This window comes from Bacteroidota bacterium, assembly GCA_016713765.1.
Taxonomy (GTDB): Bacteria; Bacteroidota; Bacteroidia; order AKYH767-A; family 2013-40CM-41-45; genus Pollutiaquabacter; species Pollutiaquabacter aromativorans.
Genome location: JADJON010000001.1, coordinates 1,164,585 through 1,190,342, shown reverse-complemented (window position 1 = coordinate 1,190,342; position 25,758 = coordinate 1,164,585). Strand labels below are relative to the sequence as shown.

The following is a 25,758-nucleotide window of genomic DNA, read 5'->3' as shown; positions in this document are numbered from 1 at the left end:
CTCATGGCGCATAAGGCGGGTTTTGTGAGCATCATTGGGAAGCCGAATGTGGGGAAATCCACGCTCATGAACCGTATTCTGGGACAGCATCTGTCGATCGTGAGTGCGAAGGCGCAGACGACGCGGCACCGCATCAAGGGCATTCTGAACGCGGAGGATTACCAGATCGTGTTTTCCGATACGCCCGGCCTGCTGGACCCGCACTACCTGCTGCACCAGAAGATGATGGACTTCGTGGACGCCGCGCTGGAGGATGCCGACGCGGTGCTGTTCATCACCGACCTGGCCGAGCAGTACATGAACGAGGCCCTGGTCGCGCGCCTGAAGAAGATCAAGGTTCCCGTGGTGGTGGTGATCAACAAGGTGGACCAGTCGGGGATCGACGAGATCAACAAGCTGGTGCACGGCTGGAAGAAACACCTGCAGCCGCATGCCGTCATACCCGCCTCGGCCATCAACGATTTCAACACGACGGTGGTGCGCGACACCCTGCTGGAGGTATTGCCGGAATCGCCGGCCTTTTTCCCCAAGGACGATGTGAGCGACGCCTCGCTGCGGTTTTTCACGGCCGAGTTCATCCGGGAAAAGATCTTCATGCACTACCGGGACGAGATCCCCTACGCATCCACCGTGGACATCGAAGCGTTCAAGGAAGGCGAACAGCAGGTGCACATCTCGGCGGTGATCTATGTGGAACGCGACTCGCAGAAGGGCATCCTCATCGGGAAGAAAGGCAGCTCGATCAAACGGGTGGGTACGGAGGCCCGTCACGACATCGAATCGTTCCTTGGGAAGAAGGTGTTCCTCGAGCTCTTCGTAAAAGTGGAAAAAGACTGGCGCAAGCACGAGAACAAGCTGCGCCGGTTCGGATATTCGTCCTGATCGTTCGCCGCACAGCGGCGCCTGCCCATGAAACTGCTGCTCCGCATCTGTATCGGCCTCTTCCTCTTGCTCTTCGCGGCCGGATTGTTCGTCTTCTTTTACCTGCGCTGGAACCGTCCGCAATATGACGGGGAACTCCATTTGCAGGGCCTGCAGCAAACCGTCACCACGCGCTTCGACGCGAACGGCATCCCGCACATTTACGGAGCGAACGAACACGACGTGTTCCTCGCCCTGGGTTACCTGCACGCGCAGGACCGGCTCTTCCAGATGGAGCTGTTGCGCCGTGTGGGCAGCGGACGGCTGGCGGAGATCTTCGGGGCGCAGGTAATCGAGGTGGACCGGTTTTTCCGGATGCTCGGTTTCGCGCAGCACGCCGACTCGGCCGCGCAGGCTTTTCGCAACGGACCCGAGGCCGCCTGGAAGCAAGCCGCCCGCGCCTACCTGCAGGGCATCAACCAATACATCGAACACGGCAAGACGCCGCTGGAGTTCCGCCTCGCGGGCATCCCGAAAGCGCCCTTCACCGAGCGCGATCTGTTTTTGATCGTCGGGTACATGACCTTCAACTTCGAGATGGGCTTCCGGACCGATCCGCTGATGAGCCGGCTGCAGCAACAACTGGGCGAACCGTACCTGCGCGATCTGAGCCTCGGCTATTTGCCCGGAACCTTGCGCAACCCGACGCATCCCGATACCGCGTTGGCGGCCGCCACACCAACGACCGGCGCCACCTTCGCGTCGATCCGGGAAGCGATGCCGGTATTGCCCTGGAGCGGCAGCAACGCGTTTGTCCTGGCACCGGGGCGCTCCGCTTCGGGGAAAGTCCTGTTCGAGAACGACACGCATATCCAGCACCAGCAACCCGCCGTCTGGTACGAGGCGCACCTGGAGTGTCCGGGCTTTCGCTTTTACGGCAACTTCCTCGCAGGATTTCCCTTCGCGCCGATCGGGCGCACGCCCGCCTACGCCTGGGGACTGACCATTCTCGAAAACGACGACCTCGATTTTTTCAGGGAGCGACCCGATCCGACCGACAGCAACAAGGTGATCACCGCCGGACAATCCGTTCCCTTGCAACTGCGGGAGGAGATCATCAAAGTCAAGGATTCCGCTGACGTACGGCTGGTCTGTCGCAGCGGTCCGCACGGACCGATCTGCAGCGACGTGATGAAGGACTTCGCTTCGCTGACCAAGGACCCCGTTGCCGTGAGCTGGACCTTTTTTAAGTTTCCGAATAATCTGCCGGAAGTCACGTATGAACTCGCACACGCCGCGAACCGAAACGCATTCCGTGATGCGGTAAGCAAGATCGCCGCGCCCGGATTGAACGTTTTGTACGGCGATTCGGCGGGGCACATCGCCTGGTACACGGCCACCCGCTTCGTGCAGCGCGCGCCCGGTCGTTCGGCCGTGTTCCTGCTCGACGGCGAGACAGGCGAAGACGACTGGCTGGGCTTTTACGACTTCTCGTACAACCCACGTTCGGAAGATCCGGAGCAGGGTTATGTGTTCAGTTGCAATCACCAGCCCGACTCGGTGAAGGGCGTGTTACATCCGGGTTACTATCTGCCCGAAGACCGCGCCAGCAGGATGCAACAACTGCTGGAGGCGAAGGCGAAGCACTCGCCGGAAGACGCGAAAGCGATCGTACTCGATGTCACCAATCCCAAAGCCGCCCGGGTCGCGCAGTTGCTGGCCGCCTGTGTTCCCGATACCGCATCGGCTTCGGTGAAGGCTGCAGCACGTCGCTTACAGGCCTGGACGGGTAAGCATTCGTTGCAGGATGTCGAGCCGGTGATCTATTACCGGTTGTTGTATGAAGTCCTGCACAATACCCTCGCGGACGAGATGGGCGAAAAGGATTTCGAAGCGTTTCTTTCGACGCACATCGAGAAGAACTCGCTCCTGACCTTGTTGAACAACGACAGCTCGCGCTGGTGGGACGACCGGAACACGGCGGATCGAAGCGAAAGCAGAAAAGAGATCATCGGCAAAGCCTGGCCGGTGGCCATTGCGCAGTTGACGGACCTGTACGGTGACGATCAGGACAACTGGCACTGGCTGCGCGCGCATACGATCGAGATCGGGCATCCGCTGGCGAAGCAGCCGCCCCTGCATCTGGTCTTTGGCATCGGTTCGTATCCGATCCCGGGCGGGATGGAGACGATCAACAACCAGAGCTTCACGCTGACGGGAAAAGGTTCGTATTCGGTGAACCTCGGACCTGCGTTGCGGCGCATCGTCGATTTCGCGCAACCGGAGTTGGGTGAGAGCATCAATCCGAGCGGGCAATCCGGCAATCCGTCGAGCGCTTATTATCAGGACCAGGCCGACCGGTATGCATCGGGGAAATTCCGGGAAGAGCTACTCGACCGTAAGCGGATCGAAGCGGAGACGAAGCACACCCTGATCTTCCAACCCAAGTGAGGCCTCGATCCCGCTGCCGAAAGGTTGATGATTCGCCGGAAGGATGTTACCTTTGCAAAACGGTTGAAAAACCGCCATTGGTCTCATAGTACAATGGATAGTATAGAGGCCTCCGAAGCCTTTGATCTAGGTTCGACTCCTAGTGAGACCGCAGATTCAAGCAACTGATTATCAACAAGAAAGCTCCGAAAAATCGGAGCTTCTTGTTTTTACAGGTAGTTCTCGATTCCCGGCTCAGCGTTCGCGCAACGCGAGCAAAAGACAGGGTTGATCCATGTGTTGGATACGTGCTGTGCTGATGGCGACCGGAATGACCTGGCCGCTGGTGGACCAGGAGTAGCTGTCGATCCTTGACAATTGTCCGTTCCAGAGCTTGCTGAAATCGCTCCACAATTCCTCGTGGCGGTCCGGCGGTGCGAGATCGGTGATGCGTTTGCCTACGAGTTCGGGGTAGTTCATGCCCTGCAGTTCGCAGGCCTTGCGGTTGGCGTCGATGATGATTCCGTCTTCGTTTTCGATGAAGATCGGATCGGGGCTGTATTCGAAGATCGTTTTGAACTTCTGCTCGGCGGTGACGCGTTCGCGGTCGAGGCTGGACCATTTGGTGATGTCCATGGCCGAACAACCGATGAAGGTCTTGCCGTTCGATTGGGGCACCGGAAATTTGTACACGATCCACTCACGCTCTACACCGTCAGGCGTAATGGTCCGCTCGAAGAACTCGACGGACTTTCCAAAGTTCAGGACGATGCGATCGTTCTCTTCGGATTCGGCCCAGTAGCCGTTCGGAAAGAGTTCTCCGAGCGTCATGCCCAGCGCGTCTTTCGACAACACACGGAAGGAACGTTCAAAGTTGGCATTGACGAAGACCAGGCGTCCTTCTTCATCCTTGATCATCGAGACCGTGGGCGCGTTGTTCATGAAGATGCGGAAACGCTCTTCGGATTCTTCCAGTTGAAGTTCGAAGTTCTTGCGGTCGGTGACATCGCGCAGTTGGACGAGGATGCCGTCGATCTGCGGGAGGTTGAGCATGTTGTTGAAGATGCATTCCATCCAACGATACTCGCCGTGCGCGTCAAGGACGCGGTAATCGGCGGTAACCCGGTTGCCGGGATAGGCCAGGAGTACGGAATGGCGCAGCCGTGCCTGATGACGTTCGGCGGGATGCAGGTAGCGCAAGGCATTGCGCCCCACGATCGCCTCAGGATCGTAACCCAGCAGTTTTCGCGAACTTGATCCGCAATAAATGATCTGTCCCTGACCACGCAGGATGCAAAAGACATCCGGTGTCTGGTCGATCAGCTTGTCGTAATACGAATATTGCTCCATGGTAAAGTCCGCGCAGGATGAAAAGGACTTCACGCCGTGAAAATACCAAGTCCCTGAACTTAAGTACGCGTCTTTTGTTAGAGTTCATCAGTCAAGTTGTCAACAGGCTTGGTCGTTGTATATTCAATAATTATTTGAATTTCAATTAATTACTGTTGTGCAACGAGAAGCCGTAACTTCGCAGCATGGAAAACAGCATTTGGATCAATGTCCTTGCCTTCCTGACATCCTATTTCGCCATGGAAGGGGTAGCCTGGGCTACGCATAAATATGTGATGCATGGTTTTCTTTGGACCCTGCACGAGTCGCATCACCAACCGCGTCACGGCGTGTTTGAGCGGAATGATTTCTTTTTCCTCTTCTACGCGACGATCGCGATGGTGTTGATGTATTTCGGCTGGGAGCAACTCGATTTTCGATTCTGGATGGGACTTGGCGTGACCGCGTACGGCTTCACCTACTTCATGCTGCACGATGTGTTCATTCATCGTCGGGGCAAGTGGCTGGACAAACTGGACAATTCCTATTTCCGCGCCATGCGCAAAGCGCACAAGGTGCATCATAAGAAAATGGGCAAGGAAGACGGCGAAGAGTTCGGCTTGTTGCTCTTTAACAAACGTCATTGGCGCGTCAACCAGGATTGAACAATTCCGCACCAACCTTGTTGCCCTACCTGTTCACCAAAACGCCTGAACCATGTCGAAAAAAGTACTGATCATCGGAACCGGTCTGGGTGGATTGGCAACCGCCTTGCGGCTGGCTTGCCGGGGTTACCAGGTGGAGATGGTCGAGAAGCACGGGCGCGCCGGTGGTCGACTGAACCAGTTGGAAAAGGACGGATTCACCTTCGACGTGGGTCCTTCATTCTTCAGCATGAGCTACGAGTTCACGGAGTTGTTCCGCGACTGCGGGATTTCCAATCCCCTCGAGCTGGAAGAACTGAATCCGGTTTACTCCGTCAACTTCGCTCACCGGAAAAAGCCGTTTCTCATCTACAAGGATGTGGAAAAACTGGCAGCCGAATTCGCGGGACTGGAAAACGACTTCCCGAAAAAACTCGGCAAGTACATTGGAACCGCAAAACAACTGTTCCACGATACGGAGGACATTGTCATCCGGCGAAACTTCCGCAACAAGCTCGACTATCTCCTCCAACTCACCCGGGTTCCGTTGCGTCACGGCCCGATGATGTTCCGCTCGATGTGGAAAGAGCTCGACAACACCTTCGACTCCGAAGAAGCGAAGGTGATCTTTTCGCTCGTCGCGTTCTTCCTGGGTTCGACGCCCTTCGATACTCCGGCGGTTTACAGCCTGTTGAATTATACCGAACTGGAGCACGACGGTTATTGGAATGTGAAAGGCGGCATGTACCGCATTACCGAGACGCTCGTCCGGCTGTTGGAAGAGCGCGGCGTGAAGATCCATTACAACACCGAGATCCGACAATTCGAAAACGAGAACGGCGAGCTGAAAGCCTTCGTGGATCAGCGCGGTCATCGCTGGACGGCCGACCTGTTCGTCTGCAACGGCGACGCGGCCGCCTTCCGGGGACAGATCCTGAAACGTCCGCGATTCGCGCCGGAGCGGCTGGACCGGATGGAATGGACCCTGGCGCCCTTTACGATCTACCTTGGTGTGAAAGGCAAGCCGGAAGGCCTGATCCACCACAACTATTTCCTCGGCAGTAATTTCAAGGAGTACGCGGATAACATCTTCCGCACCGCCGTTGCTCCGGAGAAACCGTACTACTACGTCAACGTCAGCAGCAAATCGAATCCGGCCTGCGCGCCGGAAGGCTGCGAAAACATCTTCGTGCTGTGTCCGGTACCGGACCTGCGCTACAAGCCAGACTGGAGCGACTCGGACAAGCTTGCCGACACCATACTGCGTGATCTGTCGCAACGTACCGGCTTCGACTTCGTCGCGAACACCGTGACGCGTACCATCTGGACGCCGCTGGATTGGGAAGAAAAATTCAACCTCTACCGCGGCAGCGGGCTTGGTCTGGCGCACGGATTGAACCAGGTCGGCGGATTCCGGCCATCAAACAAAGACGAGTCATTTGAAAACCTATATTACGTGGGCGCGTCCACGACTCCCGGCACCGGTCTGCCGATGGTGGTGATCAGTTCGCGCCTGGCCGTTGAACGCATCGAACATGAGCATGCAGCAGTACACGGAAACGTGCTATAAGCTCAGCAAGACGATCACGCGCGATTACAGCACCTCGTTTTCGCTCGGGATCCACATGCTGGATCGTTCCTACCACCCCGCGATCTACGCGATCTATGGTTTTGTGCGGCTGGCGGACGAGATCGTGGACACCTTTCACGGTCACGACAAATCCGCCTTACTCGAAAAGTTCAAAGCGGAGACCGATGCCGCCCTGCGCGACCGGGTGAGTACGAATACCGTCCTGCACGCCTTCCAGGATGTCGTACACCGCTACGCGATCGAACGTGAATTGATCGACGCGTTCCTGCACAGCATGGAGATGGACCTCCAACCGGTTCGTTATGATCAGAACCTCTACCACGAATACATCTACGGTTCCGCCGAAGTGGTGGGCCTGATGTGCCTGCGCGTCTTTTGCGCGGGCGACGAGCAAGCGTACCAGTCGCTGCGGGAGCCGGCCCGCCGCCTGGGGGCAGCGTTTCAAAAGGTGAATTTCCTCCGCGACATCCGAAGCGACTTCGACGAGCGGGGTCGCGTCTATTTCCCCGGCGTCGACTTTTCCCGTTTCGACAATGCCGCGAAGCAACAGATCGAAACCGACATCGAAGCGGATTTTACGGCCGCGCTTCCCGGCATTCATGCATTGCCGAAAGGCGCCCGGCTTGGGGTCATGGTTGCGTACATTTACTACCGGGCCCTGTTCCGGAAAATCCGCCTGCTTCCCGCGCAACGCATACGGCAGGAGCGCATTCGCGTACCCAATACGCAAAAATTCCTGTTGCTGATCCAAACCTGGTTGCGCCATCGTTTCAAGCTGGTCTGATCATGCGCGGGTCCATCCTACTCTTCTTATTGCTACCCCTCCTATCCTCCGCCGTTCAACCGGAAGAAGTACGCAAACTATTCCGGCAAGCGAGTCAGGACGAGGCCGTAGCGGAACAACTGATAAAAACACTCAGCGGACAGCAAGACCAACCCGTGTTGCAAGCCTACTTTGCCGCTACGACGGCGCTGCTGGGCAAGTATGCACTGAACCCCTACACCAAGCTCAGTCATTGCAAGCAATCTTCGGAAGTCTTCCAAAAAGCGATTGCTGCGGATCCTGGTAATGTAGAGATCCGGTACCTACGGCTTGCCATTCAACTCAACCTTCCGAAATTCCTCGGCATGAGCAACGACCTGGAAGAAGACCGTCGTGTGATCCTCCAGGGCTTGCCGTTCCTTCGCGACATTTCACTGCGCAATGAAATCGCGCAGTTCCTACTCGCTCAACATCAATGCACGCGGGCGGAATTAGCCTGTTGTCTGCCGTAAGCATGGACCCGCGCTACACCTATCTACTCATCAACCTGGGTTCCATTCTGGTGCCCTTCATCGCCTCCTTCGAACCCCGGCTGCGCTTTTACCGGCAATGGAAGGCGCTGTTGCCCGCGCTGCTGATCACCCTGGTCTTCTTCATCGTCTGGGACCATTACCTGGCTGCCTGGGACGTCTGGGGTTTCAATCCGAAGTATGTACTGGGCATTTACTGGTGGGGGTTGCCGATGGAAGAATGGCTTTTTTTCATCACCATACCTTATTCCTGCCTGTTCATTTACGCTTCGCTCAACTACCTCCTGCCGAGGGAACCCTTTAGCCGGCACGCCCGAAACATTACCGGCGCATGGGTTGTTATCCTCCTGTTCGTTGCCGCCCTTGGCTACGACCGGTTGTATACCGGGATCAAACTGACGCTGACCGCGGTCCTGCTGGCGTATGCCTGGTACCGCGATTATGCCTGGATGGGGAAATTCATCCGCTGCTACCTCGTCAGTCTGATCCCGTTCCTGCTGGTGAACGGATTACTGACTGCCCTGCCGGTAGTCACGTACGACGACACCGAGAACCTGGGCATCCGGTTGTTAACCATTCCGGTGGAAGACACGCAGTACACCCTGCTGCTGCTGTTGATGAACGTGATCCTGTTCGAGAACTTCAAACGCCGCCTCCGCCTTGATCCAGACGCTTCCGCGCCTTCGCCTAACGGTCACCATTGATCCCGGTTCCGGCTTTTGCTTCGGTGTCGTTTATGCCATCCAACTGGCCGAGGAGATCCTCGCTGCGGAAGGTCGGCTGTTCTGTCTGGGCGACATCGTTCACAATGACGCGGAGATCGAACGCCTGCGTCAAAAGGGACTGCGGACAATCACCCATGACGAGCTTCGCGCATTACGCGATGTGCATGTCCTGATCCGGGCGCACGGAGAACCGCCTTCCACCTACCAGATCGCGATCGAAAACAACCTGACCCTGATCGACGCCTCCTGCCCGGTCGTCCTGAAACTCCAAAACCGGGTACGTCAATCAGCGGATGAGGAACGCGACATCCTGATCTACGGCAAGCGCGGTCACGCCGAAGTGGAAGGCCTGATCGGCCAGGTGAAGGCGAAGAACGTCATCGTGTTCCAGTCGCTCGAGGAGCTCGACTTCGACACCCTGCCCCGCAGCGTATCGCTTTACAGCCAGACGACGAAGAGCACCGAGAAATTCTATCGCATTTACGAAGCGCTCACCGCGCGCGGCATCGAAGTGGAGCTGAACGACACCACCTGCCGGCAGGTCTCCAACCGCGATCAGCAGTTGCGGCAATTCGCCGCCGCATTCGACAAGATCGTTTTCGTATCCGGTATAAAATCCTCCAACGGGAAGGTCTTGTACGACGTCTGCAAGGCGGTAAACAATGGTACTTTCTTCGTCAGCCGACCGGACGAAGTGCAGGCAGGGTGGTTTTCGCCGAACGACCGGGTCGGCATCTGTGGCGCTACCTCCACGCCGATGTGGCTGATGGAAGCCGTTCGCGACCGTTTGCACTCCTTTTGATTTTCGGGAATAAAAAAACACCGGCCGCAACTGCGACCGGTGTCTACCATTGTCAACCGGACTTTCCGGTGTTAGAATTCCCACATATCGTGTTCCATATTCGTGATCTCCGTCTTGATCCGCTCCGACTCCAGCAAGGCGTTCATGCCCTGTTTGTAGTCGTCGATACGACGGTCGTACACGTTGGACTCCTTGTAGATGTACGAAGCAAAGAGTCGCTTTTGGAAGATGTCGTCGAACGAGCGTCGCTCGGCGTCGTTGGAACGGTTGAAGACTTCGGCGTTGGCGAACAGCTTGCGCGCTTCCGGATAGTAGATCCAGAACAGCGGGATCTTGATGTTGCCTTCGCGCACGTTTCCGTCCTGGTCGACCGCGTAGATCAGCGGCGCGATGCCGATGATGCGGACTTCCATGACCGAACGCTGCTTGTCGAAGAACCAGTCTTCCTTCATACGGAACCCGATCACCTTGTCACGGGAGAATTCCCGCGCGATGATCGTATCGTATTCGTCATAGGGAGGTTCCGGACGCTGCATCTTGACCGTATCGGTCCGTGCGCCGCCGCGTGACTCCACTTCCTTCATCGTGACCGGTGCCGTGAATTCGTCGTCGGCGAAGGTGTACGCGGTGAGCGAACCCTCCTGAACGGCGTCCATCACCAGGTCGATCAGCGATTTGCGGTCCTGGGTCTGCTTGCTCAGCGGGTATTTGAGCGGCAGGTTCATCTTCTCGTTGAGATCGATGATGCGCCAGATCCGTTTGCTCCACATTACGTCCGCCTCGCGCAGGTAAGCGTAAGGCAGCGGAGTGCGTTCGATGGTATGCTCCTTCACGTAGACGCCGTCGAGCACGTTCGGGCCGCCGGTTTGGGCGGAAACGTTGCCGGCCAGTGCGACGAGCAGGAGAACCAACAGGATGCGGAATTTCATGACGAATTATTTTAGGTACTGCTTTTACTGGATGGTGAAGGCCATCGGGGACAAGTTACGCGGAGACGGGTCGTTACCGCCGTCCATGCGCGCCTTGATGTATTCGAAGAAGACCTTATCGCCCGCGCGCGTCTTGGAAAGCGCGTCGCGCATCGGCTGGCTGAGCTGGTTACCCTGCGTCTCGTATTCGACGAGGTCCTTGCCCTTACCGGTGATGGTCATCTTGAAGCCCGTGATCTTAAAGAACAATTTGAAGTCGAAGTTTTCCAGGATCGGAATCAGCGTACCTGCCATGAGCAGGTTCTTGCCGATGTTGCCGCCCTTGCTGTTCGAGATCGTAGCGACCGGATCCGGTACACGCTTCACGCGGTACTCGAACGCGCCCATCGGCATGACCTTCCCGCCGATCTCGGCGGAAACGCGGATGGTAGCCTTGCCGACCGATCCGACCGTAGCGGTATAACGACCCGCACCGGCGGAAGGATTCGGACGCAGCGCGCCACCGGCACCTTCGATGGTCACTTTCACTTTATCGTGCGTAACGCCGGGAACCGAGATCGACATCGGGTTTTCAACGCCGATATAAAGCACGTTCATGTTGTCGGCGGACACAACCGAGTTCGGTTTCTGCGCTACGTAGGAAGAGCTGAACGGATAGTGGTCGTAGGAGCCGTCGGGCTTCTTGACACGGATCACACCGCTCCACTTCTTCTCGCCTTCGGAACCCGGACGATCGGAATATTTGGCATAGCCGCCTTCTACCGGCAGCGCGTTACCGTCGCAGCCTTTGCAGGCCTTGCTGGTCGAGTCATAGGTAGCGCCGATGAAGACTTCGGGCGCCATCGTTGACGAAGTAGCCGACAGGAACACATCCGCCTGGAACTCCGAGCCGATGGTCACCACCGTACTGTTGGCGATCACCTTGGCGTTGAGCTTATCCAGTTTCACGATGTTCTTGTCGACGGAGGTCAACAGTTCATCGATCACCTGCGATTCCGCGTTGCGGACGTCACTCTGCAGTTTCGTGAGCAGGGCGACCGTCGCTACGACCGGGTTGTGATAGAAGTTCACCATTTCCCAGGTGCGCTTGCCTTCCTCGGGTTTCTCCGGATCAGCCGTGTTGAGCAGTTTGTCCAATTGCTTGGGATCGGCCACGCCGCTGCCTTTGGGGGCATTGGCAAGAATGACTTTCTTGAAGGCTTCGAGCTTATTCTTCAGCTCGGTCGCCGCCTTGCCTTTGCCATTCTGGTCGTCGCCGCACATGAGGTTGGTCGGAACGTCATAGTCGTCCTTCCGCTCCATCATGCGAAGTTCCGGAACGGGCTGACCCGCGTCGATATGATCGGTCGTGGTGACTAATTGAGTCTTCAGTTCTTCAATAAACTTCACCAGATCGCCGGCCGACTTCTTGACCGCATTGGCCCGGTCGTTGACGTCCTTGTACTTGTTGGCGTCAACCGACATGGCCTGCGCGAAAGCCGCGTAGGTGTTCTGGTTCTTTTTATCAAGATTGTCTTTCGACAATTGCACGCTTTCATTGATCGTGACGAAGGCGTTGATGACCTCTTTCGTCACGTTCAGGGCAAGAAGGGCGGTCAACACGAGATACATCATGTTGATCATCTTTTGCCTCGGGGTTAGTTTTCCACCTGCCATCTCAGCTGAATGTGTTTATGTTGGTTAGACGTTGAATAACACAATCAGCTCTTGATGGTCATTGCGGAAAGCATGTTGCCGTAAACCGTGTTGAGTTTGGACAGGTTCTGGGCAAGGTGCGCCACTTCGTCGCGGTATTTGCGGGTATCGTCGAGCGAGGCGTTGAGGTTGCCCATGAGCTCGTTGATGCCTTCGTAGAAGCGGCTGGTCTGCTTGAGGTGTTCGTTGCTGTCCTGCAGTTGCAGTTCGTACACGGCGTTGAGCGCGGCCAGGTTCTTACCGGCGGTGACCACCTGATCCTTGTACACTTTCACTTCTTCCGTAGAAGAGGAAAGGCCGTCGATCGCGGCAGCGGCTTTGGTGTACGAATTCGACATATTGCCGACTTCGGTAGCAGCCTTGGCAACGTTCTTCACATAGTCGTTGGTAGCGACGGAAGCGTCGCTGAGGTCGGCCAGTTTGCCGGCGTTGTCGCCCAGCGACTTCAGGCCGGTACCCAGGCTTTCGATCAGTTCCGGACCGATCTTGGCGTCGGCCATCAGGGCATCGAGTTTCTGTGCGACCGGATCCGCCTTCTTGCGCTTCTCCCGCTTGCCATGGTCATCATCGCCCATACCGGCGAGTTCAGGATATACCAGCGACCAATCCACGTCTTCGTGGGGAGGTTCGAAGGCGGAGAAGAAGAAGATCACGGCTTCTGTGCCGAGACCTAATACGAGGAAAAATCCGGAGAACGGCCAGTGCTGGATCTTGAACAGCGCGCCCACGATAACGATGGATGCGCCCCATCCATAGAGTTTGGCCATGAAGTTTTTGAACTTCTTACCTTGAGTTAATTCGGCAAGTCCCATGTTGTACGGTTTGGTTTGTTTTGGTTAGACAATGGTGGTGTAATTCGTAGTAAGGAGGGGAACCCGATGGCTGACGCAGTCTTGACCGGGTTCAGGAAAGGCGATAAGCCGGATCAATAATCCGACTTATCACGACCCAGGAAGCTCATCACGCAGCGGAAGCCGACGTAGCACTTGGAGGTATCCTGGTATTCGTAGGAGCGCGTTCCGGTCTGGAGGAAGTACATGACATCCTTCCAGGAGCCGCCACGGATGACTTTGCGCTTGAGCGCTGGCGGATCGGAATCTTTCGCGTCGTATTCGTAATCGGTACTGATATCGTGGGTGAAGCTGTACGCCGACTCGTCGTAGGCGTTGCTGGTCCACTCGGACACGTTACCGGCCATGCAATACAGGCCGTAATCGTTCGGCCAGTACGAAGTGGCTTTCACGGTGTACACCCCGCCGTCGTCCTGATAAGAACCGCGCATTGGCTTGAAGTTACCCAGGAAACAGCCGCGGCTGTTGCGGATATACGGACCGCCCCAGGGGTACGGGGAAAGTTCCAGGCCTCCGCGCGCGGCGTATTCCCATTCGGATTCGGTGGGGAGACGATAGTCCTGCACGAAAGCTCCGCCTTCGTCGGCCAGGTAGGAGTTCAACAGTTGGGTACGCCAGATGCAAAATGCACGTGCCTGCTTCCAGTTGACGCCGACCACAGGATAATCGTCGTACGCCGGATGCCAGAAGTACATTTTGGTCAGCGGCTCATGGTACGAATAAGCGTAATCGTGGATCCAGGCAAGGGTGTCGGGATACACGTTGATGACGTCCTTCTTGATAAAGACCGAACGGTCGCGCATACCCTGCTCACGGTTCTCGCGCTGGGCAGCGGCCTTCAGGTCGATCCAGTAGTATTCGAAGTTGAGTTTGCGGGTATCGATCTCCTTGCGGCGATAGAAGCGCTCCGTTTCGGGCAGGAACAGCTCGGCAAGGGTCTCTTCGTTCTGCTCGTCGTCCCACTTGATCTTGGCTTTCCAGTTGATACGTTCGCCGTACTCGCCCTCTTCGATCAGGTGCTCACCACCGATCAGACGGTGTGCCAGGGAGTCGCGCACCCAATACACGAACTGACGGTACTCGTTGTTCGTGATCTCGGTGTGGTCCATGTAGAACGCCGGGATCGTAACGGTCTTGCTCTGGGCCGTGAGGGAATAATTCACGTCCTGGTCGCTCGGACCCATATTGTACGATCCGGCAGGAATGTATACCATGCCGTAAGGATCGGCCTGATACCATTTTTCCCGATGGAGCACCCCGGTCAATTCTCCTTTGTTTCCGCTGCCGCAGCCGGCAAGCGCCAGGAGAGCGATGGAATAGAGAAACCCGAACTTCTTTATCCCTGATCTCATCCGATTCATGGTCTTTGAGGTGAAACGCGATTAGCGTGCTAACGCAGTTTATGCGAACTTATTGAATATCAATTAACCTTCGTTCTATAACGAGGGCCTCCCCCACGGGTTTCATCAAATCTAGGCTACGGGACAGTCCCCGCCGCTTCAATTTTCAGAGCATTCTTACATTCCGGTGGAACATGCGTTTGATAGGCTTGTTCGGCCGGAAACAGTATCCAAGCATCACTTCATGGGTTCCGCTTGAGTAGGTCCGTATGTCGGAGGTCGTATAGTCGTAAGAATATCCCAGTTTCAGGTTCGGCATGATCTCCAGGCCGGCCGTCACGATGACGGCATCCTGCAGGCGGTAACCCGCGCCTACCCAGAACCGGTTGTTGATCATCAGGTTGGCGTTCACATCCAGTTGGGTGGAAACGGCATCCGATTTCACGAGCATTGCCGGCTTCAGCGTCAGTGATGGCGTAAGATCCAGGCTGTAGCCGGCCATGAGCCAGTAATGACGGGCCAGGCTGGTCCGTACGTTATCGTATTTGATGTCGCCTTCCTGCAAATGCGTGCTCGACAAACCGACATACAGTCGATCGGTCGCATAGTACAAGCCTAAGCCCAGATCGAGCGAACCGCCGCTCACGTTCCCGGTGGGGATGTTGCCGTCACCGGCATCGTTGAAGACGAACTTGGAACCGTCGAGCGACTTCTGATGGTAGCCAACGTCGACACCCACGCCCAGCCGACCCATGCCGAGTTCAGCCTGGTATGCGTAAGCACCGCGAATGTTCAGATTCTTTTCCGCTCCGAGTTGGTCGGCCGCGTAAACGCTCAAACCGATACCTCCGTGCAGGACATCGACCGGCATATCGCCGGTAAACAACATGGTTTTGGGCTCCCCGCCAAATCCGGTCCACTGGTTGCGGTATACGAGCGTACCACAAATAGCTTCATTGGAACCTGCAAAGCCGGGATTCACGGTCAGCTTGGTAAATGGATGTTGACTGAATTGGGGATCCTGTTGGGCAATAGCCGTCGGGGATACCGCAAATCCGGCCATCCATAGGAGTAACACTCGCGTTAGACGCATCGTCAAAACGTGGGAATTTGCGGTTTTTTGCTTCCTTTTTACCGTGATGAGCGGGTAAAGTAAGGAAATACAAAAACTAAAAACAAACTTTTTTTCAGCCACCGGTTGTTAATGGACAAGCCCCCCGAAAGGGGTTCATTGCGCCCACTTTACACGGAAAAAGTTGGTAAAAGTTTCAAGGAAGGGACGGGGGACGGGGGACGGGGGACGAGGGACGTGGGACGGGGGACGTGGGACGAGGGACGTGGGACGTGGAGAGGTACGCCTACTGTTTACTGTTTACTGTTCACTGTTCACTGTTCACTGTTTACGGTTCACTCCTGCCTACGCAAAAGCTTCGGCAGGTAAAATTCGCTAATCGCTATCTACTGTTCACTGTTCACTGTTCACTATTCACTGTTCACTCCCCTCCTCAGCTCAACTTCTGAAACGCCTGCCACCAGCGCTCCGGCATTTCGTCGCGGAGGGCGATTTCGTAATCGTGGTAGGAACAGGGCACAAGGTGGTGACGATGATAGCGCACCTTGCTGTTGGGGTACGGCACTTCCATCCACCAGCGTTCGCTCTTCTGGCTCTTGTAAAAGACGATCTCCTGGTCGGCGCGCTTCAACGCCACGCGGTACTTCACAAAATCGGTCTTGCTCTTGAGCGGGACGTCTTTCTTCCGGTTGTAATAGCCTTCGGTCAGGTACCAGATCATCTGCGCCGCCAGGTGCGCGGTTTGTCCGTGCTCGTCGAAGGCGGGATTCAGTTCATACAATCCGAACGAACTCAATTTGTCCGACAGTCCCGCATAACGCACGATCTGGCAGGCCTCTTCGCCGTAAAATCCGTTGGGGGTTGCCTTACCGTTGCCCGGCGCGTCGCTCCGGCGTATGGCGGTCAGGTCGAAGGAAAGTATGTCGGCGTTTCGGACGATCGGTTCCGCCTCTTCCATATCCCGCTGCACCTGGCCGAGGCGATAGGTATCGAAATACAATTTCTCCATCAACTCCACCTGGTCCGAGCCCGTGAAATAGGTCTGGTAACCGAGGTTGCTGAAGTTGAACAGGAAGTTCGGTTCGTGGAGCACGATCTTTCCGAGGTAGGTGTCGGAACCGATGGGGTCTTCCGTGGCGCCAAGATCGAAGGACGCGTCCACCGCCACGATGTTCACCGTCTCTTCCAGTTTCTGATAGGCGACATATTGCGCGAAGGTGAGGTCCTGGCTGCCGCCCAGGATCACCGGAAGAATTCCCTCTCTGATCAGATCGGCGTGAATGCTGGCGACCGCGGCGTAGGTATCCTGCAAAGTCGCGCCCAGCCGGAGATTGCCGAGGTCGAGGATGTTGTACGCGTAACGACCGGTCTTCAGCGCATAGAGCTTTTCCCGAACCGCGTCGGGAGCCGCCGCACAGCCGGCATTCTGCACCGTGCCCCGCTCCTCGCCTACGCCGAAGATCGCGATGTGCGCGCCTTCCAGCTCGGGAAAGGAAACTCCTTCCACATACTTGCGGACCACTTGTCCGAATGTCGCCCGACCTTCGGGAAACGCAAAGCGATCCGCTTCCAGCGGCGCGAAATACTCCTCCATCATCGTACTGCGGGTTTTGGGATCGACCTTCGCGGATTGAACAGATCACGATCCCGTCCGTGCGCGTAAAAATCCGGAATCAATTCCCGGCCGCGACTACGGTCGGCAGCGAACAATCAACAACGGAATCAACGAAGCGGGATCCGCTTACTTCTTCTTGACGGCAGCCTTCTTGGCCGGCGCTTTCTTGGCGGCCGCCTTCTTGGGAGCGGCGGCCTTCTTTACCGGGGCGGCCTTCTTCACGGCCGCTTTCTTGGCAGGCGCTTTGGCTTTCCGTGCGACGGGCTTGGCGGCTGTGGCCTTCTTCAGCGGCGCTTCTTTCTCAGCGGTCTTCTTCGCACCGAACCGGCGGAAGCCGCCTTTACGCGGTACGTCCGGCGTCGCTTCGGCGATCGCGTGGATCTCTTCCAGCGTGAGGGAGGCCGGCTCCCGGTCCTTCGGGATCCGGAGGTTGCGCCCCTTGTAGGAAATGAAAGGACCCCAGCGGCCTTTCAGGATCTGGATCTCCGGCTCGCCATCGAACGCGCGGATGATGCGGTCGCGTTGCGCCTGTCGCTTCTCTTCGATCAACTCGATGGCACGGTCCAGCAATACGGTATAGGGATCGTCTTCTTTCTTCATGGAAGCGAAGAAGTCGCCCAGTCGCACGTACGGACCAAAACGCCCGATGGAAACGATCACATCCTGTCCTTCATATTGTCCCAGGTTGCGCGGCAACTTGAACAGGTCCATCGCTTCTTCGAAGGTGATGGTGTCCAGTCGCTGATCGTTGCGGAGCTTGGCGTAGCGTGGTTTCTCGGTCTCTTCTCCCGTGCCGATCTGTGCCATCGGACCAAAACGGCCCACACGCACCAGCACGGTATGACCTGTGCCCGCTTCCTTACCCAGGATCCGTTCACCTGTAACACGCTCGGATTCCTTCTCGGTCACCTGCACGGTCTTGTGAAACGGGCCGTAGAACTCCTTCAGCATCTTCTGCCACTTCAACTCGCCGTTGGCGATGTCGTCGAACTCGCGCTCCACGTATGCGGTGAAACCGTAGTCGAGTACTTCGGAAAAGTTCGCCACCAGGAAATCGTTGACAAGCATGCCGATGTCGGTCGGGAACAACTTGTTCTTCTCCGCGCCGGTGATCTCGGTCTTCGTCTCCGGACTGATGCGTTCGTCTTTCAGGGTCAGCACGCGGTAGGCGCGTTCTTTGCCCTGTCGTTCTTCCTTCACCACATACCCGCGCTTCTGTACCGTCGAGATGGTCGGCGCGTACGTTGAAGGACGACCGATCCCGAGTTCTTCCAGCTTCTTTACCAGCGAAGCTTCGGTGTAGCGGGCGGGCGGATGGGTGAAACGCTGCGTCGCGCTCGCTTCGATCAGGCGAAGGTCATCGCCCACCGCAAGCGGCGGCAGGATGCCTTCCTGGTCGTCGTTGTTCTCGTCGTCCGTGCTCTCCATGTACACCTTCAGGAAGCCGTCGAATTTGATCACTTCACCGGTCGCGGTGAATTCTTCATTCGTCTTGTTCGAGGCGATGGTGACTACGGTCTTTTCCAGGATCGCGTCCGACATCTGGGATGCGATCGCGCGCTTCCAGATCAGGTTGTAGAGGCGCTGCTCCCGCGGGTCGCCCTCTACGTTCTCCATCGTAAAGTCGGTCGGACGGATCGCTTCGTGAGCCTCTTGCGCAGAGGCGGTCTTGGTCTTGTATTGGCGGCGGAAGTGATAACGTTCACCGTAACTGCGGTTGATCGCGTCGCGGGCCATGCCGAGCGCGTCCTCGGAAAGGTTCACGCTGTCGGTTCGCATATAGGTGATCTTACCGCTCTCGTACAGGCGCTGCGCGAGGACCATCGTCTGCGCCACGCTGTAGCCGAGCTTCCGGCTTGCCTCCTGTTGCAGGGTCGAGGTGGTGAAGGGCGCGGAAGGCGTCCGTTTGCCGGGCTTCACTTCCAGGTTCTTCACCGAGAACTGCGCACCGATGCATTGTTCCAGGAACTGTTGCGCTTCCGCTTCCGTAGCGAAACGCTTCGGCAATTCCGCCCGGAACGTTTTGCCCTTATCGTCGAAGAAGGCGATGACGCGGAATGCCGACGTGATTTCGAACTTATCGATCTCACGCTCACGCTCCACGATCAGGCGGACGGCGACGGACTGCACACGGCCGGCGGACAGCTGCGGACGCACCTTTTTCCAGAGTACCGGCGACAATTCGAAACCGACGAGTCGGTCGAGGATGCGCCGTGCCTGCTGCGCGTCGACCAGGTTACGGTCGATCTTGCGTGGGTTGGCGATTGCGTTGGTGATCGCTTTCTTGGTGATTTCGTGGAATACGATCCGGCGGGTGGCATCCTCTTCCAGTCCGAGTGTCTCGAACAAGTGCCAGGAAATGGCCTCCCCTTCGCGGTCCTCGTCAGTCGCGAGCCAAACGGTATCGACTTTCTTCACGATGCGGCGGAGTTCGTTGATCACGTCCACCTTTTCCGGACTTACTTCATAGACCGGATCGAAATTCTTATCGACGTTCACACCCATGCCGCTCTTCACGAGGTCGCGCACATGGCCGTAACTCGATTTCACCACGAAATCTTTTCCGAGGTATCCTTCTATGGTTTTCGCCTTTGCGGGCGACTCAACGATCACAAGATTTTTCGCCATCCGTTTTTTCAGTCGGCGCAAATAAAAGCATTTATTTTTTGATCGTTCAAACGACCCGGGACATCCGAATCATTTCTCCGCATTTTTGCAACCTTTAAAGCCGCCACCAGCAAGGCTTTCCCGACGTTCAACATTTTTTTCGCACACATCACTACCGCGCCTCCACAACAACCTGTTTAACACACACACCCGTGTCGTACACAGTAGGTTACACCTTTTCAGTCCGACGTCCTTTCGAACGTTCATTCAATTTTTTTTCCTCCAGAATCCAAGCGATTCTTCTGCAAAGAAGTATAGATGTGGGAGCGATGCGGGGCGACTTCGTTTCACCGGGCTTCCCGTGTTCACTCCTCACATCAGCTTGCGCATGTTGCTCAACGCAGGAAGCGTGACGAGTTCACCCGGGGCTGGATTGCCACGGTTCCCTTCGCCTGAACCCGACCATGCATACCTATATATAGGCAGAATTCCTTTCCCCCGACCCTGGAATCGAGATGGGAAGCAAGCGTACCCGGAACCGCATTCAGCGACCTTTTCGATTATACAAATCCCGTTTTTACACTAAAAATCCAGTCCGAGTCATCATTAACGGCTGACAACTTGTCACGTACCCGCCAAGGGGCTATCTTTGTCATCCAATGGAGAAATTCGGGAACAAGGAGATCGACGAATCGCGGCAAGGGGAAGCCCTGGTGCTGCCGGAAGCCGGGGAACAGCGGAGCAAACTGCTTTACCTGGAGAGCTACGGCTGCCAGATGAACTTTTCCGACAGCGAGATCGTGGCATCCATCCTCCGCGATTGCGGCTACTCCACCACCCGGGTGCTGGAAGAAGCCGACCTGATCCTGCTCAACACCTGCGCGATCCGCGACAATGCCGAGCAGCGCGTGTGGGGTCGGCTGCGGGACCTTCGCCACGGTAAGAACCGCAAACCCGACCAGATCGTGGGTGTGCTCGGCTGCATGGCCGAACGGCTGAAGACCCAACTGCTCGAACAAGAACAGCTGGTCGACATCGTCGTAGGTCCCGACGCCTACCGCGATCTTCCGAATCTCATCGCTGCTGCCGGCTCCGGCCAGAAAGCCGTGAACGTGCTGCTCTCGCGCGAGGAGACCTACGCGGAGATCAGCCCCGTGCGCCTCGGCAGCAACGGCATCACCGCTTTCATCTCGATCATGCGGGGTTGCGACAACATGTGTTCGTTCTGCGTGGTACCCTTTACCCGCGGTCGCGAACGCAGCCGCGATCCGGAATCCATCGTGCAGGAAGCACGACAGCTCGTCGAACAAGGTTACAAGGAGGTTACGCTCCTTGGACAGAACGTCGATTCCTACCTCTGGTGGGGAGGCGGTCCGAAGAAAGACCTGCCGGAAACCACCGTACAGGACGCTCTCAACCACCGCCTGCCGGAAGAAGAGCAGCAACAGTTCGTCACCTTCGCCGATCTGATGGAGCGCGTCGCGCAGGTCAGTCCGAAGCTGCGGATCCGTTTTTCCACCAGCAATCCGCGCGACATCACCGAAGCGGTGCTGGAGGTGATGGCGAAGTATCCCAACATCTGTAAGTACATCCACCTCCCGGTGCAGTCGGGCAACAGCGAAGTGCTCGAAAAGATGAACCGCGGATACACGCGGGAAGACTACATGCAGCGCATCGAAGCGATCCGCCGGATCGTACCGGGCTGCGGTGTTTCCACCGATATCATCAGCGGATTCTGCGGCGAGACCGAAGAACAGCATCGCGACACCTTGTCGTTGATGCAATGGTCCGGCTACGATTACGCCTTCATGTTCAAATACTCCGAACGCCCCGGCACCCTGGCGGCGCGGAAGTATCCCGACGATATCGCTGACGAGGTCAAAACCCGCCGGCTGACCGAGATCATCGACCTGCAGAACAAACTTTCGCTTGAGAGCAACCGGCGCGACATCGGCCGCACCTTCGAGGTATTGGTGGAGTCGCTGAGCAAGCGTTCGGACGCGCACCTCAGCGGTCGCACCACCCAGAATAAAGTGGTGGTGTTTCCGAAGCAACACTATCAGCCCGGCGATTACGTCTTCGTTAAAGTGAACGATTGCACCTCCGCCACCCTGCTGGGCGAAGCGACAGGCCGCGCGGACTAAACGACTGAAAGCAGCATGAACACGAACGAGATCAAAGCGCGGTTCGGCATCATCGGCGGCTCCCCCCTGCTCGAGCATGCCATCAATGTTGCCCGACAGGTAGCGCCGACCGAGATCAGCGTCCTGATCTTCGGGGAAAGCGGCGTGGGCAAGGAAGTGTTCCCGCAGATCATCCACCAGCTCAGTCCGCGCAAGCACGGCCCGTACATCGCCGTGAACTGCGGCGCCATTCCCGAAGGCACGATCGACTCGGAACTATTCGGTCACGAGAAAGGCTCGTTCACCGGCGCGCATGAAGCACGGAAAGGTTACTTCGAAGTAGCGAACGGCGGCACGATCTTCCTCGACGAAGTGGGCGAGCTTCCGCTCAACACCCAGGTCCGCCTGTTGCGCGTATTGGAGACCGGAGAGTTCATCAAAGTCGGTTCCTCGAAAGTGCAGAAGACGAACGTGCGCATTGTCGGCGCAACCAACGTTGACATGCAGCAGGCCATTGCCAACGGCAAGTTCCGCGAAGACCTCTACTACCGCCTCAACACCGTTCCGATCCGGATCCCGCCGCTGCGTGACCGGAAGGAAGACATCTACCTCCTCTTCCGGAAATTCGCCCACGACTTTTCGGAAAAATACCGCGTGCCGGCGCTGGCCCTGACGCCGGATGCCGTGCAGGTCCTGACCGAATACCGCTGGCCGGGGAATATCCGGCAACTGAAGAATATCACCGAGCAGTTGTCCATCCTGGAAAAGAGCCGGGAGATTAACGGCGAGACCCTGTCGCGTTACCTGCCTCACGTGCCCGCTTCTTCTGTGCCCATGCTGTTGCGCGACGAAGCCAAGAGCCAGGAAGCCTTTACCGAGCGCGAGTTGTTGTACAAGGTCCTCTTCGACATGAAGAAGGACATGAACGACATGAAACTGCTCATCAACGAGATCATGCAGGGCAGTGGCAACGATTCCACCTGGAAGGAACGACACGAGCAGGTCATCAACCGCCTCCGACCCGAACCGGTACATTCGATCCTGCACACGCATGAACCATCCGTGACGATTCAGCCGGCTTCACCACAACCGGTCGTTACCGTATCGCCGATCCAGGACCACGAAGAGCTGGAAGAATCGCTTTCACTCGAAGACAAAGAGAAAGAATTCATTCGGAAGGCGCTTCAGAAGCACAAAGGCCGACGTAAACTCGCGGCGAAAGAACTCGGCATCTCCGAGCGCACGCTGTACAGGAAGATGAACGAATACGGAATCCATTGACCCGGATGACCGAATTAAAATTTGCGTATCCACGGCGCGTTAGGGAATTTGCCGCCGTTATTCCCAACACCATGCGGACCCACGCGTACCGATCGTTCACCCTGAGCTTCCTGCTCGCTACGCTGATGCTGCTGGGCGGATGCAAGGTGAATTACTCGCTTTCCGGCGCGTCCATTCCGCCGGATGTGAAGACGATCACGGTCAAGTTCTTTCCTAAAACGGCTCCGCTTGGTCCCGCCAACCTCAGTCAGACCTTTACCGAACGATTGAAAGAAAAATTCATCGGGCAAACCGGGCTGACAGTCGTGGACCGCAACGGCGACCTGCAACTGGAAGGGGCGATCACGGGATATTCCGTGGCCCCACAGGCGATCCTACCAAACGAAACGGCCGCCAAGAACCGTCTTACGATCACCGTGAGTGTGAAGTACACCAATACGAAAGACGAGAAACAGAGTTTTGAATCCTCTTTTTCGCGTTTCACCGATTACAGCAGCTCGGTTAACTTAGCTGCGGCGGAAGATGAATTGGTCCGTGAGGTCTTCGATCAACTGGTCGATGACATCTTCAACAAAGCGGTGATCAACTGGTAATGGATTATCGGCATTTCCACGAGCTATTGGCCGGCAAGGCGGCACCGCAAGCGGGTGCTTTGCAGGAATTGCTGCGCGATCATCCGTATTGCCAGGCAGGTCATCTGCTGCTCGTCAAAGCCTTTCACGACCAACAACACATCCGCTACGAGCCCGCACTGCGAACAGCCGCCGCGCATCAGCCGGACCGTCGGGTACTTTACCGGATCGTACACGATCAGGTACAGGCGAGCTCCGACAGTGTATTTCGCGAGCCCGTTACCGCGGCCCCTGAGTCCCCGTTCCTCGAGGCAGCGAAAGAAGAGTCTCCCCTGCTCATTGGTGCGCAAGCAGTGGACAGCACCATTCCGGCAGGAATTTTCTCCGATCACTATGTACCGGAGCAGGTGACACCTGAACCGATGTCGGAACAACCACCGGTCCTTCCGGAGCCCTCCCGCGAGGCGATCATCAATCCGCACATTCAGGAAGAGCCGATCAGTCTCGCACCTGTTGTCCCGATTGAAAACGACGACCCTCGTGAGGTCTTGCGTCGTCGCCTGGCGGAGTTGCTGGGAGATTCCGCTTCAACCGCTACTGTCAGGGAAACAAAGGTCATCCCCGAAGAGCCTGCTGCGCCGACAATCCTGAACGATACTCCAAAGACTACTGACGATTTTCTCGTTACCGCGCCTGCCGGCATGCCGGAAGAACCCATCGAAGAAGCGGAAAGCGGAATCACCAAAGTAACAGATGCAAAGCCGGCGGAACCTGTCAAGTCGGAAGACATTGTGGATGCGGAAAGTGAAGCGCTTGAAGATCCGGTATTCCGCGAAGGACTGTCGTACGCTTTGGAAGAAACGCTGCTGCACGAGCTGGAGCGATTACCGGAACTTTCAGTAAGTCCTGAGGAATCACACGACACTGCCAAGAGTCCGGAAACCGAAACAACTGAACCTAAAGCGGTAAGCGGGAACTTCTTCGCCTGGCTGCGATCGAAACAGGTCGATGGTTTTGGTGCCGTCGAAGCTGTTCATGCTGAAGACGATCAAAAGGACGAGCGGGAGCCGATCAAAGCGGCTACCCTACCCGGCACTGTCATTCCTGCAAAAGCCACCGACGAACAGAGTGCCCTGATTGATAAATTCATCGCGGAAGAGCCCCGGATCGTACCGTCAAAGACCGAGTTCTTTAACCCCGTTGTACAGGCCAAACGAAGCGTTGAGGAACACGAAGACATTGTTTCTGAGACACTTGCAGGCATTTACGCCGCTCAGGGAAATTTACTGAAGGCGCGATCCGCCTACCAAAGACTGGGCTTGCTTCATCCGGAAAAAAGCGCTTACTTTGCCGCCCTTGTCCGCGAAATAGACGAAAAACTTAACAGTTCGTCGAGCGAAGACCTATAAAGCAATGTTTACCGCCATTACCGTCCTCATCATCATCATTTGCATCCTCCTTGTTCTGGTCGTGCTTGTCCAGAACCCCAAAGGCGGCGGCGTCGCGTCCGGCATCATCGGAGCCAACCAGCTCATGGGCGTTAAAAAAACGACGGATTTCATCGAAAAACTGACCTGGGGCCTCGTTATCGGCCTGGTATCCCTTTGCCTGTTGGCAGGTTTTGCCTTGCCGAAGAAAGGCGATCGCGAGATCGGTACCAAGATGCAGGAGCAGATCGACGCGGGCGCCGCGCCGACCACCACTCCGGCAGCTCCGCAGCAACCGGCACAACAGCCGGCGCAGCAACAACCCGCCCAGGGAGAACCGGCACAACAGCAGCCGGCTCAGTAATGAAACTGAACTGAATCGTCGAAAAGCTGCCTCCATGGCGGCTTTTCGCGTTTTTCGGCACAGACAAAAACTGAAATCCCCCAGCGCTGAAAGTTTGTCACTTAAATCCCTGACACCTCTTCCTTGGATTTTAAAAAGATTGAAATTTTGTCAGGAAACGAAGAAAACACAACCACTGGCACGTTTTCTGACCACGGCGGTCGACGT

Annotated in this window: 21 protein-coding genes and 1 tRNA gene; 14 read left to right on the top strand and 8 right to left on the bottom strand. The window is 56.6% G+C overall.

Features of this window, described 5'->3' with window-relative positions:
* Positions 1–3: 3 nt before the first annotated feature.
* The 3 genes from era (at position 4) to IPJ96_04600 (ending at position 3,463) form a co-directional block, all read left to right on the top strand.
* Positions 4–882: a GTPase Era gene (era, locus tag IPJ96_04610; protein ID MBK7909631.1), complete on the top strand. Its 879-nt coding sequence runs from the start codon at positions 4–6 to the stop codon at positions 880–882.
* A 27-nt stretch (positions 883–909) separates the two neighbouring features.
* Positions 910–3,312: a penicillin acylase family protein gene (locus IPJ96_04605; GenBank protein MBK7909630.1), complete on the top strand. Its 2,403-nt coding sequence runs from the start codon at positions 910–912 to the stop codon at positions 3,310–3,312.
* A gap of 79 nt (positions 3,313–3,391) precedes the next feature.
* A tRNA-Arg gene (locus tag IPJ96_04600) sits at positions 3,392–3,463 on the top strand.
* An 83-nt stretch (positions 3,464–3,546) separates the two neighbouring features.
* Here IPJ96_04600 and IPJ96_04595 read toward each other — a convergent pair.
* Positions 3,547–4,674: a PAS domain S-box protein gene (locus IPJ96_04595; protein ID MBK7909629.1), complete on the bottom strand. Its 1,128-nt coding sequence runs from the start codon at positions 4,672–4,674 to the stop codon at positions 3,547–3,549.
* 152 nt (positions 4,675–4,826) lie between these two features.
* Between IPJ96_04595 and IPJ96_04590 the strand changes: the two genes are divergently transcribed.
* Genes IPJ96_04590 through IPJ96_04565 form a run of 6 tightly spaced genes read left to right on the top strand, consistent with a single transcriptional unit; the run spans position 4,827 to position 9,675 of the window.
* Entirely contained in the window at positions 4,827–5,285 is a 459-nt protein-coding gene (locus IPJ96_04590; protein ID MBK7909628.1) for a sterol desaturase family protein, read from the top strand.
* Between the two features lie 52 nt (positions 5,286–5,337).
* The gene (gene crtI, locus IPJ96_04585; protein MBK7909627.1) at positions 5,338–6,834 is read left to right on the top strand and encodes a phytoene desaturase; all 1,497 of its coding nucleotides are present in this window, start codon (positions 5,338–5,340) and stop codon (positions 6,832–6,834) included.
* The gene (locus IPJ96_04580; protein MBK7909626.1) at positions 6,806–7,639 is read left to right on the top strand and encodes a phytoene/squalene synthase family protein; all 834 of its coding nucleotides are present in this window, start codon (positions 6,806–6,808) and stop codon (positions 7,637–7,639) included. Before crtI ends, IPJ96_04580 begins: the two co-directional genes overlap by 29 nt.
* Before the next feature lie 2 nt (positions 7,640–7,641).
* Complete coding sequence (locus IPJ96_04575) at positions 7,642–8,130, top strand: hypothetical protein (protein ID MBK7909625.1); 489 nt, start codon at positions 7,642–7,644, stop codon at positions 8,128–8,130.
* 2 nt (positions 8,131–8,132) lie between these two features.
* Positions 8,133–8,852, top strand: coding sequence for a lycopene cyclase domain-containing protein (locus IPJ96_04570; GenBank protein ID MBK7909624.1), 720 nt, complete (start codon positions 8,133–8,135; stop codon positions 8,850–8,852).
* Complete coding sequence (locus IPJ96_04565) at positions 8,812–9,675, top strand: 4-hydroxy-3-methylbut-2-enyl diphosphate reductase (protein ID MBK7909623.1); 864 nt, start codon at positions 8,812–8,814, stop codon at positions 9,673–9,675. Before IPJ96_04570 ends, IPJ96_04565 begins: the two co-directional genes overlap by 41 nt.
* A 71-nt stretch (positions 9,676–9,746) precedes the next feature.
* Here IPJ96_04565 and gldN read toward each other — a convergent pair whose 3' ends face one another.
* The 7 genes from gldN to topA all read right to left on the bottom strand — a co-directional run bounded on the left by gldN (position 9,747) and on the right by topA (position 19,805).
* A complete protein-coding gene (gene gldN / locus IPJ96_04560; protein ID MBK7909622.1) occupies positions 9,747–10,604 on the bottom strand; it encodes a gliding motility protein GldN in 858 nt (285 codons plus the stop codon).
* A gap of 24 nt (positions 10,605–10,628) precedes the next feature.
* Positions 10,629–12,227, bottom strand: coding sequence for a gliding motility protein GldM (gene gldM / locus IPJ96_04555; GenBank protein ID MBK7909621.1), 1,599 nt, complete (start codon positions 12,225–12,227; stop codon positions 10,629–10,631).
* Between the two features lie 77 nt (positions 12,228–12,304).
* Positions 12,305–13,066 (bottom strand): gliding motility protein GldL, encoded by a 762-nt coding sequence (gldL, locus tag IPJ96_04550; GenBank protein MBK7909620.1) that lies wholly within the window; start codon positions 13,064–13,066, stop codon positions 12,305–12,307.
* 158 nt (positions 13,067–13,224) lie between these two features.
* Positions 13,225–14,502, bottom strand: coding sequence for an SUMF1/EgtB/PvdO family nonheme iron enzyme (locus IPJ96_04545; protein MBK7909619.1), 1,278 nt, complete (start codon positions 14,500–14,502; stop codon positions 13,225–13,227).
* A 154-nt stretch (positions 14,503–14,656) separates the two neighbouring features.
* Positions 14,657–15,553, bottom strand: a complete 897-nt coding sequence (locus tag IPJ96_04540; GenBank protein MBK7909618.1) for a type IX secretion system membrane protein PorP/SprF — start codon at positions 15,551–15,553, stop codon at positions 14,657–14,659.
* A gap of 442 nt (positions 15,554–15,995) precedes the next feature.
* The gene (locus tag IPJ96_04535) at positions 15,996–17,159 is read right to left on the bottom strand and encodes a formimidoylglutamase (GenBank protein MBK7909617.1); all 1,164 of its coding nucleotides are present in this window, start codon (positions 17,157–17,159) and stop codon (positions 15,996–15,998) included.
* A gap of 144 nt (positions 17,160–17,303) precedes the next feature.
* Entirely contained in the window at positions 17,304–19,805 is a 2,502-nt protein-coding gene (topA, locus tag IPJ96_04530; GenBank protein MBK7909616.1) for a type I DNA topoisomerase, read from the bottom strand.
* Positions 19,806–20,443: 638 nt separating this feature from the next.
* Between topA and miaB the strand changes: the two genes are divergently transcribed.
* From miaB to secG, 5 genes are all read left to right on the top strand, one after another.
* Positions 20,444–21,928, top strand: a complete 1,485-nt coding sequence (gene miaB / locus IPJ96_04525; GenBank protein MBK7909615.1) for a tRNA (N6-isopentenyl adenosine(37)-C2)-methylthiotransferase MiaB — start codon at positions 20,444–20,446, stop codon at positions 21,926–21,928.
* Between the two features lie 15 nt (positions 21,929–21,943).
* Positions 21,944–23,188: a sigma-54-dependent Fis family transcriptional regulator gene (locus IPJ96_04520; protein MBK7909614.1), complete on the top strand. Its 1,245-nt coding sequence runs from the start codon at positions 21,944–21,946 to the stop codon at positions 23,186–23,188.
* A gap of 71 nt (positions 23,189–23,259) precedes the next feature.
* The gene (locus tag IPJ96_04515) at positions 23,260–23,781 is read left to right on the top strand and encodes an LptE family protein (GenBank protein MBK7909613.1); all 522 of its coding nucleotides are present in this window, start codon (positions 23,260–23,262) and stop codon (positions 23,779–23,781) included.
* The gene (locus IPJ96_04510; GenBank protein MBK7909612.1) at positions 23,781–25,169 is read left to right on the top strand and encodes a hypothetical protein; all 1,389 of its coding nucleotides are present in this window, start codon (positions 23,781–23,783) and stop codon (positions 25,167–25,169) included. The genes IPJ96_04515 and IPJ96_04510 overlap by 1 nt, the downstream gene beginning before the upstream one ends.
* A 4-nt stretch (positions 25,170–25,173) precedes the next feature.
* The gene (secG, locus tag IPJ96_04505; GenBank protein ID MBK7909611.1) at positions 25,174–25,551 is read left to right on the top strand and encodes a preprotein translocase subunit SecG; all 378 of its coding nucleotides are present in this window, start codon (positions 25,174–25,176) and stop codon (positions 25,549–25,551) included.
* Positions 25,552–25,758 lie beyond the last annotated feature (207 nt).